A 16,215-nucleotide genomic window follows, 5' to 3' on the forward strand; every position below is an offset into this window, starting at 1 on the left:
AGGATCTCGGGCGGGGAAATCCTGCCGGCGCGGTTTCGCGCGGCTCTCTACTTCACCAGGATGCAGGTCACCGGCGACAGGCCGGAGACCTTGTGCGAGACCGAGCCCAGCAGGAAGTCCTCCAGGTCGCCGGAGCCGCGCGCGCCCATCACGATCACGTCGCAGCCGTGCTCCTTGCAGAAGCCGACGATGGCCCGGGACGGCTGGCCGCGCTTGGCGTAGCCCTCGACCCGCTGCACGCCGGCGGCTTCGGCGCGTTGCTTGCACTCGGCCACGATGTCCTTGGCGTACTGCTTCAGGGCGTCGTCCGGCGTGGAGGGATGCAGCGGCCGCACCATGGACAGGGTGCTTTCCATGGGGCTGTGATGGCGGTAGATGCACAGCAGCTTCAGGCAGGCGTTCTCGAAGCGCAGCGACAGGTCGATGGCGAAATCCAGCGCCCTGAATGACGAGGGCGAGCCGTCCACCGGCACGAGAATGGTATCGAACATGGGTCGGGCGTCCTTCCGTTGTCGCGCCGCCTCTGCCGCAGCCGCGCCCCCGGGGCGGGCCCGCAGGGCGGCGCGTCGGCGCGGCCAGCGTCAGCCAAAGGCCAGTTGGGGCAGGAACAGGGCGATCTGGGGGAACATGATGAGGGCGATGCTGACCCCCAGCAGGATCAGCACAAAGGGCGGGGTGCCCCGGATCACGTCCATGTAGGGTCGTTTGAAGATGGCGATGGCGGTGAAGATGTCGCACCCGAAGGGCGGTGTGGCCGATCCGATGGCCACCTGAAGGGTGATGATGACGCCCACCAGCACCGGGTCGATGCCGGCGCTTTCCACGATGGGCGCGAAGATCGGCACGAGAACCAGGATGACCACGATCGGGTCCACGAACATGCAGCCGACGAAGAAGGCGATGGAGATCGCCACCAGCACCATGATGGCGCTGGCCTCGTCCAGGCCCAGGCCGCCCAGGATCTCCTGCGGGATCTGGTTGAACGAGATCGCCCACGAGAACGCGTTGCCGGCCCCCACCAGGATGAACACCACGGCGGTGATGAGGCCCGTGGACTTGGCGATCTCGAACAGGTCCGGCCACTTCAGCGATCGGAAGATGATGAACTCCAGCACGAAGGCGTAGGCCACGCAGACCGACGCGGCCTCGGTCGGGCTGAAGATGCCGCCGTAGATGCCGCCGACCACGATCACCGGAAAGCCCAGCGGCCAGGCGGCCTCGCGGGTGGCGGTCAGGCGGTCCTTCCACGAGGCCTTGGGCTCGGTCGGGATGTTGTGCCGCCACGCGTAGAACACGCAGTAGGCCGAGAACAGCGACAGGATCAGCAGACCCGGCCCGACGCCGGCCACGAACAGCTCGGCGATGGAGGTGCCCGAGATCACGCCGTAGATGATCATGGCGATGGACGGCGGGATCAGCATGGCGATGTCGGACGCGTTGACGATCAGCGCCAGCGTGAAGCTGTCCTTGTAGCCGCCCTCCAGCATGCGCGGACGCAGCGGGCTGCCGATGGCGACCACGGTGGCCTGCGTCGAGCCCGAGACGGCGCCGAACAGGGCGCAACTGGTCGCCGCCGTCACCCCCAGGCCGCCGCGCACATGGCCGACGTAGCGCATCACCATGTCGATCAGGCGGTCCGCCGAGTGCCCCTTGGTGATGATGTCCGCCGCCAGGATGAACATGGGCACGGCGACCAGCGCGGCCGGCCGGATGCCGCCCAGCATCTGCTGGATCATGATGTCCGGCGGGATCGGCATGAAGATGAAGAAGGCCACGAAACTGCCCGCGATCAGCGGGATCATCATGGGGAAGCCCAGCAGAAGCAGGACGACCATGACGGAAATCATCACCTCGGCGAGCATGGCGTGCCTCCGTCAGACCTTGGTTTCGGTTTCGTCGTAGGTGTCCACCACGGACGCCGAGATGTACACGTCGGGCTTGGTCAGGTTCGCCACGGCGGTCAGAAGGTACTGGATGCCGGTGATGACGAAGCCGATCGGGACCCAGACGAAGGTCAGGTAGACCGGGATGCGCAGGGACGGCGCGATGCGCCCGCTCTCGTACACCGAGACCACATAGGCGTAGGCGTACCAGGCCAGCACGAACATGGCCGAGGCCGTGACCAGACAGATGATGATCATCAACACCTTGCGCGCGCCATCGGGCAGGGCGTCGTACAGCGCGGACATGCGGATGTGCCGCCCCATGCGGGCGGCGTACCCCAGGCCGACGAAGGTGATGAGCACGATCAGGAACTGGTTCAGTTCCTCGACGAAGAACAGGCTTTCGCCGATGATGAAGCGGCCGATCACGTTGGCGACCGAGAACGAAGCCATGATGATGACCCCGAGGGCCAGCACCACGGCCTCCAACCGGGCGATGGTGCCGTCGATCCAGGCCAGCGGTTTGAGGGCGCCGGAGAATTCGGATTTCGGCGATCCGGATCCGGGCCCGGACCCCTGCGGTGCGTCGGACTCGCTCATGCAGCCCGCTCCCCCCGTTGGGCGGCCCCGTCGTCGTCACGGGTGCCGACGGCCGCCGTGTGTCGTGTCTGCCGAAAGGACCCGGTCCGCGCGGGGCGGACCGGGTCCCATCATCGGGTGGCGTTCAGGGGCGGGGCGCGCTAGTTGCCGACCCGCTCCTTGGACGCCGTGATGTCCGCCTCGAAGCCGTCCAGGACGGCCTGGGCGTCGCCGCCGACCTCTTCCACGAACGCCTCGCGGACCTGCTGGGCGGCTTCGCGGAACGGCTCGCGCTGCTCGTCGGTCAGGACGGTGACTTCCATGGAGGGCTTGGCTTCCAGGATCTTCTCCTCGGAGCGCTCGGTCAGACCCTTCTGGTAGTCCATGATGTGGTCAAAGGCCACGTCGGCGGCCTCGGCGACCAGGGCCTGATCCTCGTCCGACAGACCGTCGAAGAAGGTCTTGTTGGCCACCACGGCGGTGGTGAAGGTGTTGTGGCCGGCGTAGGTGATGTGGTCGGTCACCTCGTACATCTTCGTCGATTCGACGAAGAACATCGGGTTTTCCTGGCCCTGAATGATGTTGGTCTGCAGGGCGCCGTAGACCTCGCCCCAGGGCAGCGGCGTCGGGGTCGCGCCGAAGGCGTCATAGGTCTCGATCAGCATCGGCGAGGTCATGACGCGGAACTTCACGCCGTCCAGGTCGGCGGGCTCGGTCACCGGCTCCTTGGTGGTCATGACCACCTCACCCTCGGGATACATGTCCACCAGGTGCAGGCTCTTGTCCTCGTACTTGGCGGCCAGCATCTCGTTGATGGTGTCAGAGGTCTTGTAGAAGTCCTCCAGCACCGCCTGATCTTCCGGCAGCACGTAGGGCAGCAGGAAGACCTGCAGTTCGGGGATCAGGCTGCCGGTGAAGCCCGGCGAGGCGGTGGCGAACTGAATGGCGCCCATCTGGGCCAGCTCGGTGGTGTCGTTGGACTCGCCCAGCGTGCCGAACGGGAAGATCTGGATCTCGTGGTCCGAGTTGGCCTCGATGTGCTCCTTGAACTTGGTCGCGTAGACGCCCTGGACCTCGTCGATGGCCTCTTCCAGCGAATACTTCCAGGTCTCGGCCTGGGCGGCGGTGGCGGCGGTCAGCGCGATGGCGGACGCGGCGGCGGCGCCGAACAGCGTGCGGAAACGATGGGTCATGGTTGGTCTTCTCCCTGTGCGAGACTCAGGCCGCGGACCCCATGGTCGGCGCGCCCGGGCCGCCCCGTTCCGCGAGGAACGATGGGCGGCGGACGATGCGCGACGGAATGGGGTCGGACCTCGGTGTGGATGGCATGACAGTATCGCAACGCAGATAGGCGCACCCGTCAACACCGGCTCGGACGGCGAGGGGGTGGCGCAACGGGTGCGCCGGGGGCGGGCCGAGATTGCGGCCCCGGTCGGCGGTGGCGGCGCGGCCCGGCGCGGGCTGACGGCCGCCGGGTCCGCCCTCAGGCGCGCTTAACCGACTGTCAGACCAGGACGTTTTGCCGGCGGGCGCGCGGCCGGCCCGGTGCTCCGGGTGCGTCGTCCGGGCCTGATGGGCAGGAGAAGCGTTGGAGAACCGGGGCCGACCCCATTAAATTTAGCAGGAAATATGCCTATAATGGAGGGGTTTTACGGGAAACCTTTCTCTTGCCGAAGCCATCTTCAGCAGGATTGCCGTGTGTCGGCAGTTGAACGGACTCGAGTCCGAGCCTCAAGATGCGGATTGTCAGGGAGTCCCGGCGCCTGCGTCGGGACTCTTCGGTTCAGCGGGGAGGCAGGCGCAGCATGGACGTTCGAGTGTCGGATCTGGGCCCGCCGGGGGCCTCCGCCGCGTTTCATCCGGCCGGCGAGGGGCGGCGAGTCGGCCTGGTGGTCCTGGAAACGGACCTGACCATGGAACGCGACTTCGCCCGCATGACCCACGGCACCGGACTGGGCGTGTTCGCGAACCGCATCGCCTTCGACAACCCGATCACCCGGGGCGGCCTGGCCGCGCTGGAATCCCGCCTGACGGATGTGGCCGCCCGGCTGATTCCGGACACGCCCCTGGACGTGGTGCATTTCGGCTGCACGTCGGCGTCGGCGGTGATCGGCGACGCCGGGGTCGAGGCGGCCGTGCGCGCGGTCAAGCCGACGGCGCGGGTCATCAATCCGCTGGTCGCCGCGCATGCGGCGCTGACCGCGCTGGGAATCCGCCGCCTGTCCATCCTCACGCCTTATGTGCCGGAGATCACCCAGCCGGTGGCGGAGCGTTTTGAAAGCCTGGGCTACGCCCTCCAGGGCATGACCTGCTGGGCCATCGCCGACGACCGCGACATGGCGCGGGTGCGCCGCGACGTGCTGTTGCGCGAGGCCGTGGCCGCCACCCATCCCGATGCCGAGGCGCTGTTCATCTCCTGCACCGCCGTGCCGTCGGCCGAGGCCGTACCCGCCATCGAGGCCGCCATCGGTCGCCCCGTGGTGACCAGCAACCAGGCCGCCGGGTGGATGACGCTCCGGCTGTGCGGGGTGGACGCCCCGGTGCCGCAGTCCGGGCGCCTGTCCACCTGCCCGCTGCCAAGCGACGACGCCCGAGGGGCGGCCTGATGCCCATCACCCACGCGGACATCGTGGCCGCGCGCGAGCGTCTGGCGGGGCGCCTGCGCCACACGCCGCTCGCGCCCTCGCTGTCGCTGTCCGCGCGCTGCGGGGTGCCGGTCCACCTGAAGCTGGAGCACCATCAGGTGACGGGCAGCTTCAAGGTGCGCGGGGCCACCAACGCCGTGCTGGCGCTGTCGGACGACCAGAAGGCCAAGGGCATCGTCGGCGTCTCCACCGGCAATCACGGGCGCGGGCTGGCGCACGCGGCGAAAGAGGCCGGGGTGCGGTGCATCATCTGCATGTCCTCGCTGGTGCCCGCCAACAAGGTGGAGGGCATCGAGGCCCTGGGCGCCGAGGTCCGCATCGTCGGCGCCAGCCAGGACGAGGCGCAGGACGAGGTGGACCGGCTGGTTGCGGACGAGGGCCTGACCATGCTGCCGCCCTTCGACCATCCGGACATCATCGCCGGCCAGGGGACCCTGGGGCTGGAGATGCTCGCCGACCTGCCGGACCTGGACACCGTGCTGGTGCCGCTGTCGGGCGGCGGGCTGATCGCCGGGATCGCGCTGGCCGTGAAGACCGCGCGGCCGTCGGCGCGGGTGGTCGGTGTGAGCATGGAACGCGGCGCGGCCATGGTGGAAAGCCTGCGCGCCGGAAAGCCGGTGTTCGTGCAGGAGCTGGCGACGCTGGCGGACTCGCTGGGGGGCGGCATCGGGCTTCGCAACGCCCATACCTTCGCCATGGTGCGCGATCTGGTGGACCAGACCGTGACCCTGACCGAAGACGAGATCGCGGCGGGCATCCGCCACGCCTACTGGCGGGAGATCGAGATCGTCGAGGGTTCGGGCGCCGTCGGCCTGGGCGCCCTGCTGGCGGACACGGTGCGGCCGACCGGGCCGACCGTCGTGCTGCTCAGCGGGCGCAACATCGACATGACGCTTCATCATCGGATTGTTTCGGGCGGGCGCGCGCATGCGTATGGCGATTCGTAGGGCGGGTTCGCGCCAGAGGCGCAACCCGCCGCCCGGACTGGTCTTTCATGATTCGGAACCCGGTCCAGAAAACGGACCCGGTCCCACAGACCGTTAGAAACGAGGACTCCGCCGTGCCCACCGTCCGCATCGTGACCGAAGCCGATCTGCGCACCGCCGTACCGCTGGACCTGGACGCCGTGGCCTGCGTCGAGCAGGCGTTCGCGGCCCTGGCCGGGGGCGGGGTCGTCATGCCGCCGATCCTGCGGCTCGACATCCACGACGCCAACGGCGAGGTGGATGTCAAGACCGCCTATGTGCCCGGCATCGACAGCTTCGCCATCAAGATCAGCCCGGGGTTCTTCAACAATCCGTCCCTGGGCCTGCCCAGCGTCAACGGCCTGATGACCCTGTTCAGCGCGAAGACCGGCCTGCTGGAGGCCGTGCTGCTGGACAACGGCTATCTGACCGATGTCCGCACGGCCGCCGCCGGCGCGGTCGCGGCCCGCCGGCTGGCGCGGGCCGACGCGACCCGGGCGGCGGTCATCGGCGCCGGCGTGCAGGCCCGCCTGCAACTGGAGGCCCTGGCCCTGGTGCGCCCGCTGGAGAGCGCCACCCTCTGGGCGCGCGACGCCGACAAGGCCGCCCTGTGTGCGGCCGAACTGTCGGTGCGGCTCGGCTTTCCGGTCACGACGGCGCCCGGTGCCGAAAGCGCGGTCGATGGCGCGGACGTGATCCTGCTGACCACGCCCAGCACCGAACCCCTGCTCAAGGCCGACTGGCTGCGGCCCGGCCAGCATGTCACGGCCATGGGCTCCGACGCCGAGCACAAGACCGAACTGGATCCGGCGGCCATCGCCCGACCCGACGTCATGTACGTCGCCGACAGCCTGGCGCAGACCCGCCGCCTGGGCGAGTTGCACCACGCCATTGCGGCCGGGCTGGTGGCCGAGGATGCGCGGTTTCCGGAGTTGGGGCAGGTGGTGCGGGGCGATGCGCCCGGCCGCTCCGATCCGGACCGGATCACCATTGCGGACCTGACGGGAACCGGCGTCCAGGACACGGCGATCGCCACCCTGGCCCTGGCCCGCGCGGTCGAGGCCGGCGCCGGCAGCGCCTTCGAGTCCTAGGAACCCCAGAATGACTCATGAGACCGAACTCCGTTTCACGCGCGAGGACTACGCCCGGCGGTTGGCCAAGACCAAGACGGCCATGCAGGCCGCCGGTCTGGACCTGCTGGTGATCGTCGATCCGTCCAACATGAACTGGCTGACGGGCTATGACGGTTGGTCCTTCTATGTCCACCAGGGGCTGCTGGTGCCCATCGACGACGATCCGATCTGGTGGGGCCGGGGCATGGACGCCAACGGGGCCCGTCTGACCACCTGGCTGCCGGACGACCGGATCATCCCCTATGTGGACCACTACGTGATGTCCACCGAGCGTCACGCCATGCAGGATCTGGCCCGCATCGTGCGCGAGCAGGGCTGGGGCAGTCGGCGCATCGGCGTGGAGATGGAGAACTACTACTACACCGCCAAGGCGCATGCGGTGCTGGCGGCCGACCTGCCCGACGCCCGCCTCCACGACGCCACCGCGCTGGTGAACTGGCAGCGCGCGGTGAAGTCCGAGGCCGAGTTGACGTGCATGCGCCGGGCCGCCGCCATCGTCGATGCCATGCATGCCCGTATTCGCGAGATCGTCGAGCCCGGTATGCGCAAGAACGATCTGGTGGCCGAGATCCAGCGCACCGCCATCGCCGGCACGCCCGACTTCGGCGGCGACTATGCCGCCATCGTGCCCATGGTCGCCTCGGGCGTGGAGGCCTCGGCCGCCCACCTGACCTGGACCGACAAGCCCATGCGCGCCGACGAGGGCACGTTCTACGAGATCGCCGGGTGCTATCAGCGCTATCACGTGCCGCTGTGCCGCACGGTCTACCTGGGCAAGCCGCCGCAGCATTTCCTGGATGCCGAGAAGGCCCTTCAGGAGGGCATGGCCGCCGGCCTGGAGGCCGCGCGCGCCGGCAACACCTGCGAGGACGTGGCCAACGCCTTCTTCGCCGTGCTGCGCACGCACGGCATTGTCAAGGACAGCCGCACCGGCTATCCCATCGGAGTCAGCTACCCGCCGGACTGGGGCGAGCGCACCATGAGCCTGCGTCCCGGCGACCGCACGGAGCTGGAACCCAACATGACCTTCCACTTCATGACCGGGTTGTGGATGGACACCTGGGGCCTGGAGATCACCGAAAGCCTGGTGATCCGCGACGGCGCTCCGGAGATCCTGTGCAACACGCCGCGTGAACTCGTGGTGAAGCCGTGATATCCGGGCCGGTAAGGGTCTTGTCTGTCCGGCCCGGGAGTGCCTTGCGATGTCGCTGATGTACGAGAAACCGACCTCCATCGACCCGACCGTCGATTTCGACGCCGATGGGATCCAGCACGGGTTCCTTCGCCTGCCCTACAGTCGCGACGACAGCGCCTGGGGCAACATCATGATCCCCGTGTGCAGCATCAAGAACGGGGTCGGCCCGTCGGTGCTGCTGACGGGGTCCAACCACGGCGACGAGTACGAGGGGCCGCTGGCCCTGCTGGATCTGGCCCTGCACATCGACCTGTCGCAGGTCAGCGGGCGCATCATTCTGGTGCCGTTCATGAACTACCCGGCGTTCCGCGCCGGGCGTCGGACGTCGCCCATCGACGACGGCAACCTGAACCGCATGTTCCCGGGCGCGCCGGACGGCACGGTGACGCAGAAGATCGCGGACTACATCCAGCGCTATCTGCTGCCCATGAGCGATCTGATCCTGGATATCCACGCCGGCGGCTCGACCCTGGACTTCGTGCCGTTCGCGGCCTCGCACGTGTTGCCGGACAAGACGCAGGAGGCGCGCTGTCAGGCCGCCGCCGAGGCCTTCAACGCGCCCTATACCGCCAAGATGCTGGAGATCGACAACGCCGGCCTGTTCGACACGGCGGCGGAGGAGGCCGGCAAGACCTTCGTCAGCACCGAGTTGCGGGGCGGCGGCACCTCGACGGCCTACAGCACCCGCATCGCCCGCAAGGGGGTGCGCAACGTGCTGATCCATGCCGGGGTGCTGGACGGCACGCCGGTCATGCAGCCGTCGCTCAGCCTGGACATGCCGTCCATGGACTGCTTCACCTTCGCCGATGTGGACGGCATGCTGGAAATGTGCGTGGACCTGGGCGAGACGGTGCGCGAGGGCGACCTGCTGGCGCGGCTGTGGCCCATGGACCGCACGGGCGTTGCGCCCCGCGACTACCGCGCGCGGCTGGACGGCATGCTGATCGGGCGGCACTTCCCGGGGGTGGCCAAGACCGGCGACTGTCTGGCCGTGCTGGGCGCGATCGGCGAGGGCAACCCGCCCGGCCACTTCCGCCCGGAGGGCACCGGCGCCGGGCAGTAGCGGCGCCCGGCGGGCGCCCTGACTATCCGGCGCCCGGGTCCACACCGAACGCCACCGGGTCCCGGGTGGTGATCCGGAAGCGGTCGGCCGGGTTGTACAGGTGGGCGACCGTGATGCCGGCATCCTCGCGCCACGTGCGGCGCTCGACCACGAACACCCACTCGTCGGGGGCCAGATCGAGCAGCCCGCGCAGCCGGTCGGTGGGGCGTTCGGCGCGGAACTCATGGCGCGCCCGGGTGTAGGGCACGGCCCGCACCAGCCATTCGTTGGGACTGACGGTGCGGAAGTCCTGGGTCCGCACCGCCGGCACGGCGGCGGCGTTGATCCAGCGATCCTCGACCTGGGCCGGGCGGCCGTCGGCGCGGTGCAGGCAGGCGACATGGACCGCCGCCGCGCCCGGGCGCAGGCCGAACGCCTGACGGATCGGCTCGGGCGGGTCCGCCTCCCGGACCGTCAGGCGTTCATACCCGTAGGCATGGCCGGCGGCCTCGATCTCCTCGCGGACAATCGGGATGGTCACCACGGCGTCCCGGCCCGAGCGGCCCAGCACCCGGGTGCCGCCGCGTCGGCGTCGCTCCACCAGCCCGGCCGCCACCAGTTCGCGCAGCGCCCGCGCCACGGTGGCCCGGGTGCACCCGAACTCGCGGGCCAGGTCCACCTCGCCGGGGATCACCCGGCCCGGCGCCCACTCGCCCGAGACGATGCGGCCCAGCAGGGCGTCGCGAATGGCGCGGTGCTTGATCATGATGGGCACGCGCTCACACCGCTTCCCGCAGGCGCGCCATCGTGGCGCGGTAGCGCTCCACGATGGCGTCGCGGGCGATGTGGCGGCCGTCGCGGACCACGGCGCGGCCCGCCGACCAGACCGCGCGCACCTGGGCGGCATCGCCGGCCACCAGCAGCCCGTCCAGCAGCGTCTCCGGCTCCAGGCCGATCAGCGCCGGATGGTCCAGGTCCACGGCCAACAAGTCCGCCCAGTGCCCGGGCGCCACGGCCCCGCTCATGCGGTCCAGGGCCTGGGCGCCACCCGCCAGCACGGCCCCGAACAGGCGCGCCCCGGTGGATCCGCCGCGCTCGGCCAGCACGGTGCGCGCCCGGTCGCGCAGGCGCTGGCCGTATTCCAGGGTCCGCAGTTCCTCCCACAGGGCGATGCGGATGTTGGAGTCGGTCCCCACCCCGATGCGGCCGCCCGCCTTCAGGAACGCATCGGCCGGGAACAGGCCATCGCCCAGGTTGGCTTCGGTGATGGGGCACAGGCCGGCGACGGCGCCGGTGGCGGCCAGCGCCGCCGTCTCCACGGGTGTCATGTGGGTGGCGTGGACGGCGCACCAGCGCGGGCCGAGTCCGACGCGCTCCAGAAGGATCGTGACCGGCGGCGCGCCCAGCGCTTCGGTGACGTCCTCGACCTCGCGCACCTGCTCGGCGACATGGATGTGCAGGGGGCCGTCCGGCCGCGCCTCGGTGAGCCGGACCAGATCGTCCACGGCCACCGCGCGCAGGCTGTGCGGCGCTGCCCCCAGACGCCAGTCCGCCGGGGCCGCCGCCATCGCCGTATCAAGCGACGCCAGCAGGTCCAGGAACCCGTCGAGATCATGCCCGAAGCGGCGCTGGCCGTCCTCCAGCGGTCGCCCGTCGAGCCCCGCGCGGCTGTACAGCACGGGCAGCAGAGTGAGGCCGATCCCGGTCGTCTCCGCCGCCGCCATCACCCGGCGCGCCAGTTCCGCCGGATCGGCGTAGGGGTGTCCGCCGGGCTGATGGTGCAGATAGTGGAACTCGGCCACCGCGCCGTAGCCGGCCTCCAGCATCTCCATCTGGGCCAGCGCGGCGATGGCCTCCACGGCGTCCGGGTCGAGCACGGCCAGGAAGCGGTACATCTGCTCCCGCCACGTCCAGAAGCTGTCGGCCCCGGGGCCGCGCCGCTCTGCCCGTCCGGCCATGGCGCGTTGGAAGGCGTGGCTGTGCAGGTTCGACGGCGCGGGCAGCAGGGCCTGCCCCGTCAGGGGCGTGTCGCCCGATCGGGGCGGCGCGCCGGTCTCGACGGTCTCGATCCGGCCGTCCGCGCCCAGGGTCACGCGCACGTCTGTGGCCCAGCCGCCGGGCAGCCGGGCGAGCGGGGCCGACAGGGTGGAGTTCATGGCGGCACCTCCGCATGGGGTGAGGGGGTGGCTGGAGTCCGCGCCCCGCGCCTCTCTTGACAGCAGCGTAATATGTATAAGCATATTGTCCAGCCCCACCCATCCCGCCTTGTCTCGTTGCGGCGCGGGTGGCGGCCGGCAGAGGGAGGGCCCCCGCGTCATGGCCAACGATCGGTCCTATCGCATCGACTCCGCCCGCATCGCCGCGCAGGACCCGGCCCGGCCGGCGGACGCGGCGGGCATCGCGACCGACGCCGATACGGTCGCGGTGGTGGATGGCCGCATTGCCTGGGTGGGCCTCCGGGACGACCTGTCCCCTGTTCATCGCGACCTGCCGGCCGAAGACGCCAAGCGCGCCCTGCTCACCCCCGCCCTCATCGACTGCCATACCCACATCGTGCACGGCGGCGATCGGGCGCGCGAGTTCGCGATGCGCCTGGAGGGCGCGCGCTACGAGGACATCGCGCGCGCGGGCGGCGGCATTCTCTCCACCGTGCGCGCGACCCGCGCCCTGGACGAAGCGGCGCTGGTCGCCGAGGCGCTGCCCCGCGTGGACCGCCTGCTTTCCGAAGGGGTCGCCACGCTGGAGATCAAGTCGGGCTACGGCCTGACCATCGACTCCGAACTGACCATGCTGCGCGCGGCGCGGCGTCTGGCTCAGGTGCGGCCGGTGCGGGTGCGGACGACGTGGCTTGCCGCCCACGCCCTGCCGCCGGAATACGAGGGCCGGGCCGACGCCTATCTGGAGGATGTCTGCCTGGAGGGGCTGCGGCAGGCCGACGCCGAAGGGCTGGTGGATGCCGTCGATGCCTTCTGCGAGACCATCGCCTTTTCCCCGGATCAGGTGGCGCGCCTGTTCGATCTGGCCCGGGACCTGGGTTTGCCGGTGAAGCTGCATGCCGAACAGCTCTCCGACCAGGGCGGGGCGGCGCTGGTGGCCCGGTCCGGCGGGCTGTCCGCCGATCATCTGGAGTGGCTGGACGACGCGGGCATCGCCGCCATGGCCAAGGCGGGCACGGTCGCGGTGATGCTGCCCGGCGCCTTCTACACCCTGCGCGAGACCCGCCTGCCGCCGGTTGAGGCGCTGCGGGCGGCGGGTGTGCCCATGGCGGTGGCCACGGACTGCAACCCGGGCACGTCGCCGCTGGACTCGCTGCTGCTGGCCATGAACATGGCCTGCACGCTGTTCCGCCTGACCCCGGCGGAGGCCCTGTCCGGCACGACCCGTCATGCCGCCGCCGCGCTGGGCCTGGACGACGCGGGCGTGATCGCGCCGGGGCGGCGGGCGGACCTCGCGCTGTGGGACGTGACCGATCCGGCCGCGCTCAGTTACCGCATCGGGGCCAACCCGCTGCGCCGCCGGTTCTTCGCGGGGGCCGAGGCATGACCGCGCCCCTGATCCTCACCCCGGGCACCACCGGCCTGGACACGCTGGAGGCGCTGTACCGCGACCCCGCGCGGCCGGCGACCCTGGACCCCGCCAGCCGGGCGGGGATCGAAGCATCGGCCGCCGTCGTGGCGCGCGCCGTGGCCGATGGGCGGCCGGTCTACGGGGTCAACACCGGGTTCGGCAAGCTGGCCTCCGTCGTCATTCCGGCGGAGGACACCGAGACCCTGCAACGCAACCTGATCCTGTCGCACTGCTGCGGCATGGGGGCGGACACGCCGGACGCCATCGTGCGGTTGATGATGGCCCTGAAGCTGCTGGGGCTGGGGCGAGGGGCCTCCGGCACCCGACCCGAGGTGCCCGCCCTGATCGATGGCATGTTGGCCGCCGGTGTGGTGCCCGTGGTGCCGGAACAGGGCTCGGTGGGCGCCTCCGGCGATCTGGCGCCGCTGTCGCACATGGCCGCCGTCATGATCGGCGAGGGCGCGGCCCGCATCGGCGGCGAGACCCTGCCGGGCCGGGTGGCGCTGGAGAGGGCCGGGCTGTCGCCCATCACCCTGGGTCCCAAGGAGGGCCTGGCGCTCATCAACGGCACCCAGTTCTCGACCGCCTGGGCGCTGGCGGCCCTGTTCGACGGCTGGCGGCTGATGGCCACGGCGCTGTTGGCCGGGGCGCTGTCCACCGACGCGGTGATGGGCTCGGACGATCCGCTGGACCCGGGCATTCACGCCCTGCGCGGCCATGCCGGCCAGATCGAGGCCGCCCGCTGCCTGCGGGCGCTGATCGGCGGCTCGACCATCCGCGAGAGTCACCGCGAGGACGACACCCGGGTTCAGGATCCCTATTGCATCCGCTGCCAGCCGCCCGTGATGGGGGCCGCCATCGACCTGTTGCGGAACGCCGCGCGCACGTTGGAGATCGAGGCCAACGCGGCCACCGACAATCCGCTGGTGCTGACGGAGTCGGGCCGCGTGCTGTCCGGCGGCAACTTTCACGCCGAGCCGGTGGCCTTCGCGGCGGATACCATGGCGCTGGCCCTGGCCGAGATCGGCGCCCTGGCCCAGCGGCGCGTCGCCCTGATGGTGGACCCGGCGCTGAACAACGGGCTGCCGGCGTTCCTGACGCCGCGCCCGGGTCTGAATTCGGGGTTCATGATCGCCGAGGTCACCACGGCCGCCCTGATGAGCGAGAACAAGCAGTTGGCCGCGCCGGCCTCCATCGATTCCACGCCGACCAGCGCCAACCAGGAGGATCATGTCTCCATGGCCGCCCACGCCGCGCGGCGGCTGGCGCGCATGACGGACAACCTGGGCCGGATCCTGGCGATCGAGGTTCTGTGCGCCGTGCAGGGGATCGAACTGCGCGCGCCCCTCGCCACATCGGCGCCGCTGGCGGCGGTCGCCCGCCGGGTGCGCCAGGAGGTGGCGGCCCTGGACGCCGACCGCGCCATGGCGCCCGATCTGGGTTGCGCCGAACGGATGGTGCGCGCGGGTGCGGTGCTGGATGCCGCCGGCGTTGCCTTCCCCGCCCTGTCTTCCGAGGAGCCCGCGCCATGACCCCGCCCGAGCCCGTCCGCGTCACCCCCGGGGACGGTCCCCTGGTGCTGGGGGTGCCGCACGCCGGCACCTATGTGCCGCCGGACCTCCTGGACGGCCTCAATGAGCACGGCCGCGCGCTGGCCGACACGGACTGGCATGTGCCCCGGCTCTATGCCGACCTGCTGCCCGATGTGACCGTGGTGGAGGCCGTCGCCCACCGCTACGTCATCGACTGCAACCGGCCGCCGGACGGGGAAAGCCTCTATCCCGGGCAGAACACGACCGGGCTGTGCCCGACCACGGACTTCGAGGGCCGGCCGATCCACCGCGACGGCGCCGCCCCCGACGGGGCGGAGCAGGCTCGGCGTCTGGAGGCGTGGCACCGGCCCTATCACGAGGCCCTGGCGGACGCGCTGGCGCGCGCGCGGGCGCGCCACGGCGTGGCGGTGCTGTACGACGCCCATTCCATCCGGTGTCGGCTGCCGTTTCTGTTCGCGGGTCTGCTGCCGGACTTCAACATCGGCACCAACGGCGGGACGAGCTGCGCCCGCCGGGTGGCCGAGGCGGTGGAAACCGCCGTCCGGGCGGCCATCCCGGACGGGTTCACCATGGTGCGGGACGGGCGCTTCAAGGGCGGCTGGACCACGCGGCACTACGGCCGCCCGGACGAGGGCGTGCATGCCGTGCAGATGGAGCTGGCCCAGGCGGCCTACATGGACGAGGCGCCGCCCTGGACCTACCGCCCGGAGCGGGCCGACCGCCTGCGCCGGCACCTCAGGCGGGTGTTGCTGGCGGCGCGCGATACGGCGCGGGTGCTGGCGCGGGGGACATGATGCGGACCAGGCAGGGAGCGCTCTCGAACGAAGACTCCCGCCGGACGGGGGTTGTACCCCCGTCCGGAATGGTTCTGTGCTGCGGGCGCATGAAAACGGTCCGGGCGGGAGTGCAACTCCCGCCCGGCGTGGGGAGGGAGTCCGGGCGGCGATCGGCGGGGCGCCCCCCGCCGGACGGGGGTTGTACCCCCGTCCGGACTGGTTCTGTCCTGCGGGCGCATGAAAACGCTCCGGGCGGGAGTCCAACTCCCGCCCGGCGGGTGGATGTCAACACCGTCATTGCGAGCCCCGCCTTTTTCGCGTCGCGAAATGGGCGGGGCGAAGCAATCCAGGGCTCCGGAATGCTGTATTCGCCCTGGATTGCTTCGTCGCTCCGCTCCTCGCAATGACGTCACACGTATTGAGTCAGAATAATTTGAGTCAGAATATTCTTCGGGTGTATTTGAGTGACTCTGTGTAAGTTTTACGGGAAAGGCTTATCCCTTTGCTTCCGGCGCGATCAACATATCGTAGGAGATTGGGCCTTTGGTGGTGGCGATGCCCAGGAGGGATCGAAAGGCTGCGTGCCGGGTTTGGCGGCGGTTGAAGCGGAAGACGAACTCATCGAGGTAGGCTTGCAGATGTTTGCGCCGCAGGCCGTGGTAGACGCCAAGCGCCCAAGCCTTCAGGTTGGAGAAGACGCGGTGAATCCAGGGAAGCACGATATGGGCAGCCATGGAGCCGATCACGTGGGGATCGTGAGCGATATCGGCGGACGCAGCGTAGCCGGTCCATCCGTCGGTCTTCATGGTGGAACCGGGTCCGAGGGTGTCTTTCACGACAGCCGCCAGCGTCTTGCCGGAGAAGTCGGGGATGGCGC

Annotated in this window: 14 protein-coding genes and 1 pseudogene; 8 read left to right on the top strand and 7 right to left on the bottom strand. The window is 70.3% G+C overall.

Annotation, left to right across the window (positions count from 1 at the left end):
- Positions 1-47: 47 nt before the first annotated feature.
- The 4 genes from GHC57_RS01150 to dctP form a co-directional block, all read right to left on the bottom strand.
- A complete protein-coding gene (locus tag GHC57_RS01150; protein ID WP_153340227.1) occupies positions 48-491 on the bottom strand; it encodes a universal stress protein in 444 nt (147 codons plus the stop codon).
- Between the two features lie 90 nt (positions 492-581).
- A complete protein-coding gene (locus GHC57_RS01155; protein ID WP_153340229.1) occupies positions 582-1,862 on the bottom strand; it encodes a TRAP transporter large permease in 1,281 nt (426 codons plus the stop codon).
- A 12-nt stretch (positions 1,863-1,874) separates the two neighbouring features.
- Complete coding sequence (locus GHC57_RS01160; protein WP_153340231.1) at positions 1,875-2,483, bottom strand: TRAP transporter small permease; 609 nt, start codon at positions 2,481-2,483, stop codon at positions 1,875-1,877.
- A 140-nt stretch (positions 2,484-2,623) separates the two neighbouring features.
- The gene (gene dctP, locus GHC57_RS01165) at positions 2,624-3,655 is read right to left on the bottom strand and encodes a TRAP transporter substrate-binding protein DctP (RefSeq protein WP_153340233.1); all 1,032 of its coding nucleotides are present in this window, start codon (positions 3,653-3,655) and stop codon (positions 2,624-2,626) included.
- Positions 3,656-4,267: 612 nt separating this feature from the next.
- Here dctP and GHC57_RS01170 point away from each other — a divergent pair.
- The 5 genes from GHC57_RS01170 to doeB all read left to right on the top strand — a co-directional run bounded on the left by GHC57_RS01170 (position 4,268) and on the right by doeB (position 9,463).
- Positions 4,268-5,068, top strand: a complete 801-nt coding sequence (locus GHC57_RS01170) for an aspartate racemase/maleate isomerase family protein (RefSeq protein WP_153340235.1) — start codon at positions 4,268-4,270, stop codon at positions 5,066-5,068.
- Entirely contained in the window at positions 5,068-6,054 is a 987-nt protein-coding gene (gene eutB, locus GHC57_RS01175) for a hydroxyectoine utilization dehydratase EutB (RefSeq protein ID WP_153340237.1), read from the top strand. Before GHC57_RS01170 ends, eutB begins: the two co-directional genes overlap by 1 nt.
- Positions 6,055-6,167: 113 nt before the next feature.
- Positions 6,168-7,163, top strand: a complete 996-nt coding sequence (gene eutC / locus GHC57_RS01180; protein WP_170294601.1) for an ectoine utilization protein EutC — start codon at positions 6,168-6,170, stop codon at positions 7,161-7,163.
- A 10-nt stretch (positions 7,164-7,173) separates the two neighbouring features.
- On the top strand, positions 7,174-8,358 hold the full coding sequence (gene doeA, locus GHC57_RS01185) for an ectoine hydrolase DoeA (RefSeq protein WP_153340241.1): 1,185 nt from the start codon (positions 7,174-7,176) through the stop codon (positions 8,356-8,358).
- A 49-nt stretch (positions 8,359-8,407) separates the two neighbouring features.
- The gene (gene doeB, locus GHC57_RS01190) at positions 8,408-9,463 is read left to right on the top strand and encodes a N(2)-acetyl-L-2,4-diaminobutanoate deacetylase DoeB (protein ID WP_153340242.1); all 1,056 of its coding nucleotides are present in this window, start codon (positions 8,408-8,410) and stop codon (positions 9,461-9,463) included.
- Between the two features lie 22 nt (positions 9,464-9,485).
- On the opposite strand, the gene GHC57_RS01195 is transcribed toward doeB, so the two are convergent.
- A complete protein-coding gene (locus GHC57_RS01195) occupies positions 9,486-10,208 on the bottom strand; it encodes a histidine utilization transcriptional repressor HutC (protein WP_246152060.1) in 723 nt (240 codons plus the stop codon).
- Positions 10,209-10,221: 13 nt separating this feature from the next.
- The gene (locus GHC57_RS01200) at positions 10,222-11,598 is read right to left on the bottom strand and encodes a formimidoylglutamate deiminase (RefSeq protein ID WP_153340250.1); all 1,377 of its coding nucleotides are present in this window, start codon (positions 11,596-11,598) and stop codon (positions 10,222-10,224) included.
- A gap of 160 nt (positions 11,599-11,758) precedes the next feature.
- Here GHC57_RS01200 and hutI point away from each other — a divergent pair.
- The 3 genes and pseudogenes from hutI to hutG form a co-directional block, all read left to right on the top strand.
- Positions 11,759-12,995 (top strand): annotated as a pseudogene (gene hutI, locus GHC57_RS01205) (imidazolonepropionase); the annotation flags it as partial.
- A complete protein-coding gene (gene hutH / locus GHC57_RS01210; protein ID WP_153340254.1) occupies positions 12,982-14,541 on the top strand; it encodes a histidine ammonia-lyase in 1,560 nt (519 codons plus the stop codon). The pseudogene hutI and the gene hutH, both read left to right, overlap by 14 nt.
- A complete protein-coding gene (gene hutG / locus GHC57_RS01215; RefSeq protein ID WP_153340256.1) occupies positions 14,538-15,356 on the top strand; it encodes an N-formylglutamate deformylase in 819 nt (272 codons plus the stop codon). Before hutH ends, hutG begins: the two co-directional genes overlap by 4 nt.
- Before the next feature lie 476 nt (positions 15,357-15,832).
- Here the strand turns inward: hutG and GHC57_RS01220 are convergent.
- On the bottom strand, positions 15,833-16,215 hold a 383-nt coding region (locus GHC57_RS01220), incomplete at its 5' end, for an IS1595 family transposase (RefSeq protein WP_153340258.1).

It is taken from the genome of Roseospira navarrensis (assembly GCF_009601025.1).
Taxonomy (GTDB): Bacteria; Pseudomonadota; Alphaproteobacteria; order Rhodospirillales; family Rhodospirillaceae; genus Rhodospira; species Rhodospira navarrensis.

Bases quoted from the DNA above. Each gene is read 5' to 3' on its own strand.
- GHC57_RS01170 (WP_153340235.1), top strand. From the start codon at position 4,268: ATGGACGTTCGAGTGTCGGATCTGGGCCCGCCGGGGGCCTCCGCCGCG.
- GHC57_RS01195 (WP_246152060.1), bottom strand. From the start codon at position 10,208: ATGATCAAGCACCGCGCCATTCGCGACGCCCTGCTGGGCCGCATCGTC.
- hutG (WP_153340256.1), top strand. From the start codon at position 14,538: ATGACCCCGCCCGAGCCCGTCCGCGTCACCCCCGGGGACGGTCCCCTG.
- doeB (WP_153340242.1), top strand. From the start codon at position 8,408: ATGTCGCTGATGTACGAGAAACCGACCTCCATCGACCCGACCGTCGAT.
- doeA (WP_153340241.1), top strand. From the start codon at position 7,174: ATGACTCATGAGACCGAACTCCGTTTCACGCGCGAGGACTACGCCCGG.
- eutB (WP_153340237.1), top strand. From the start codon at position 5,068: ATGCCCATCACCCACGCGGACATCGTGGCCGCGCGCGAGCGTCTGGCG.
- hutH (WP_153340254.1), top strand. From the start codon at position 12,982: ATGACCGCGCCCCTGATCCTCACCCCGGGCACCACCGGCCTGGACACG.
- GHC57_RS01200 (WP_153340250.1), bottom strand. From the start codon at position 11,598: ATGAACTCCACCCTGTCGGCCCCGCTCGCCCGGCTGCCCGGCGGCTGG.
- GHC57_RS01155 (WP_153340229.1), bottom strand. From the start codon at position 1,862: ATGCTCGCCGAGGTGATGATTTCCGTCATGGTCGTCCTGCTTCTGCTG.
- GHC57_RS01150 (WP_153340227.1), bottom strand. From the start codon at position 491: ATGTTCGATACCATTCTCGTGCCGGTGGACGGCTCGCCCTCGTCATTC.
- GHC57_RS01160 (WP_153340231.1), bottom strand. From the start codon at position 2,483: ATGAGCGAGTCCGACGCACCGCAGGGGTCCGGGCCCGGATCCGGATCG.
- dctP (WP_153340233.1), bottom strand. From the start codon at position 3,655: ATGACCCATCGTTTCCGCACGCTGTTCGGCGCCGCCGCCGCGTCCGCC.